Raw genomic sequence first — 1,981 nt, 5'->3', positions numbered from 1 at the left:
TTAAGTGTTCATAGAACCATACTGCATCTGATTTGTATTGGAATGTCACCACAAAGTAGGTAGACCCAAGGAACCTCCCCTTGAGTCCCCATCAGAACCGTACGTGAGCCTCTCGACTCATACGGCTCCCTCTCCAACAGATGGTAATATTCCAAATTTCCAGTGTGCAAACAAGTTTCTGTCTCTTCTGGCTACTGCACCAAGCCAGTGCTCGGCTCTGCTTCTCGTGTTTTTCTTTTTATAACTTCGTCGTACCCATTTAATCAGACATTGATTGATATAACGCAACACCTCATAAAATTCTGACTTATAATAGTGTGTGTAGTAGTTAATCCATCCTTGCACTACTTTGTTTATCATGTTCCCAATATCTTTTAATGAGAGATCCGCCTTTAACTGTATCTTCCATTCTCTGATCTTCTGTTTCATAGCAGTTTTGGCTTTTTCACTGACCGCAGGCGTAAAGCCTACAAAGAACTTTCCTTCTTTATTCTTATTTAGCCTTGGTCTGAACGTATATCCCAGAAAAGTGAATTGGGTACAACTATAGTTTTGTGGCCTTCGGTTATCCTTGCAGTAGACAATACGTGTCTTTTCTTTATTCAGTTCCAATCCAAACTGCTGAAAACGTTCTTCCAGTTTCTGCTTTATAAATGCAGCCTGCTTGTACGATTGGCAGTGCAGTACTCCATCATCAGCATATCTTTCCCACCAGATGTTCGGATATGCTTTTGTCATAAAGTCATCAAATACATAGTGAAGAAATAGATTTGCAAGCACAGGACTGATAACTCCACCCTGAGGTGTTCCTGACCTGCGTTCAGCAACCGAGCCATCACTCATGATGAACGGCACTGTAAGCCAACGTTTTATATAAAGTATCAGCCATTTTATTTGCGTATGTTTCTCAACCATGTACATCAGATATCCATGTTTGATGTTATCAAAGAGCCCTTTGATATCTAATTCCAATACCCAGTCTCTTTTAAAACATCTTTCCCTTGCTTGTCCTACTGCCTGAATTGCAGATTTGTTCGGACGGTATCCATATGAGTCATTGTAAAACATTGGTTCAACCAGCGGTTCAAAGTACATCTTCGCAACCATTTGTGCGATTCTGTCTTCTACTGTTGGAATTCCCAAAATTCTGATTCCACCATTTTTCTTGGGTATTGCTACTGCCCTTACAGGCTTCGGGAAATAACTTCCTGATGCCATCCGGTTCCATAGTTTATACAGGTTGTTATTAAGATGCTCCTCAAACTCTTTTATGGTTTGTTCATCTGCCCCGTAACTTCCTGCGTTTTCCTTTACCGCCTGAAAAGCTGCAATTACAGCCTTCTTTGAAATATCAAACTGTTTTGCTTCGCTCATAAGCTCCTCCTTATTCCTAAGTTGACTTATTTACTCTGCTTGGATACTGTGGCTTCTTCGCTCTGTTTTCTTTTCAGAAACCCTCTTCACTACTACAAGCCACTCTGCCCCTATGACTGTATCAGTACTCTGTACCTTGCGGTTCGTCCACTTGGCACTCTCCCTTAACACCAGCCCGTAGGTTCCCACGTTCCATATGAATGCCTGAACAGTGTTCATGCCACCTTTACGCCGTCCACCGCATAACCAGTAAATAGGCTCCCGTTATGCTTATCCCAGGTTAACGACTGACCCCCTGGTTTTGATGGAGTCTCTACGCTTTCGACGTTTTCGTAAGTGGTTCACAGCTTCGTTCATCTCCACTGTCCACACCTGACTGTTTTGTACAGCCTTTTCTCTGACGCTCAGTACCATAGCTTTTGACTACAGCACCTCAGAGTGATTTGAAACCTCCACCTATATAGCGGTTCCGATGGGCCTGCCATCATCATTCACACAGCATGGCTATACTTGTTTGACATCATGTCACAAGTTTCCGCCTTCGTGGCGCACAATCATCAGCATAGACCACCAGACCTGCATATCCCTTTAACATCGGCGTTACCAC

At 43.0% G+C, this 1,981-nt stretch carries 2 protein-coding genes; both read right to left on the bottom strand.

Annotated elements, in window-relative coordinates:
* Positions 1 to 117: 117 nt before the first annotated feature.
* On the bottom strand, positions 118 to 1,374 hold the full coding sequence (ltrA, locus tag LJE12_RS19400) for a group II intron reverse transcriptase/maturase (protein ID WP_022380659.1): 1,257 nt from the start codon (positions 1,372 to 1,374) through the stop codon (positions 118 to 120).
* 30 nt (positions 1,375 to 1,404) lie between these two features.
* A complete protein-coding gene (locus LJE12_RS19395; protein ID WP_008704419.1) occupies positions 1,405 to 1,593 on the bottom strand; it encodes a hypothetical protein in 189 nt (62 codons plus the stop codon).
* Positions 1,594 to 1,981 lie beyond the last annotated feature (388 nt).

It is taken from the genome of Blautia sp. DFI.6.71, assembly GCF_020593585.1.
Classification (GTDB): Bacteria; Bacillota; Clostridia; order Lachnospirales; family Lachnospiraceae; genus Blautia_A; species Blautia_A wexlerae.
This window is presented reverse-complemented; position numbering and strand designations above follow the sequence as displayed.